The organism is Ancylobacter dichloromethanicus (assembly GCF_018390645.1).
Taxonomy (GTDB): domain Bacteria; phylum Pseudomonadota; class Alphaproteobacteria; order Rhizobiales; family Xanthobacteraceae; genus Ancylobacter; species Ancylobacter dichloromethanicus.
Window position 1 is genome coordinate 1 of record NZ_JAHBGC010000023.1, and the last position, 961, is coordinate 961.

The 961-nt window shown below is 70.3% G+C and carries 1 protein-coding gene; it reads left to right on the forward strand.

The features are described 5' to 3' along the window. The coding region (locus tag KHC23_RS14015) for an NAD(P) transhydrogenase subunit alpha (RefSeq protein WP_246544610.1) at window positions 1-961 on the forward strand (961 nt) is incomplete at both ends.

Below are 961 nucleotides of genomic sequence, written 5' to 3' on the forward strand. Positions count from 1 at the left end.
GGGGGCGGGTTTGGCGTCGGGGATCGGGGATTCCGATTATGAGGGCGCGGGGGCCACTGTGGTGGCGGACAATGAAGCGGCGGTTGCGGGGGCGGACATCGTGCTCGCGGTGCGGCGGCCGGCGGCGGCGGCGCTGAAGGGCGCGAACAAGGGCGCGCTGGTGATCGCGATCGCCGACCCGTTCGGCCATGAGGCGGCGCTGGAAGAGATCGCCGGCACCGGGGCCAGCCTGTTCGCGATGGAACTGATGCCGCGGATCACGCGGGCGCAGGTGATGGACGTGCTGTCCTCGCAGGCCAATCTCGCCGGCTACCGGGCGGTGATCGATGCGTCGTCCGAGTTCGGCCGGGCGTTCCCGATGATGATGACGGCGGCGGGCACGGTGCCGGCGGCGCGGGTGTTCGTGATGGGGGCGGGCGTGGCCGGGCTGCAGGCGATCGCCACCGCGCGCCGGCTCGGCGCGGTGGTCTCGGCCACCGATGTGCGGCCGGCGGCGAAGGAGCAGGTGGAGAGCCTCGGCGGCAAGTTCATCGCGGTCGAGGACGAGGAGTTCAAGCAGGCGGAAACCTCCGGCGGCTACGCCAAGGCGATGTCGGCGGAGTATCAGCAGAAGCAGGCGGCGCTGACCGCCAGCCACATCGCCAAGCAGGACATCGTGATTACGACGGCGCTGATCCCCGGCCGTCCGGCGCCGAAGCTGGTGTCGGGCGACATGGTGGCGTCGATGAAGCCGGGCTCGGTGCTGATCGACCTCGCGGTGGAGCGCGGCGGCAATGTCGAGGGCGCGGTGCCGGGCGAGGTGGCGACCACGGCGAACGGGGTGAAGATCGTCGGCCATCTCAACGTGCCGGGCCGTCTGGCGGCGACCGCCTCGCAGCTCTACGCCAAGAACCTCTACGCTTTCGTCGAGACATTGATCGACAAGACCTCGAAGAGCCTGGCGGTGAAGTGGGACGACGAG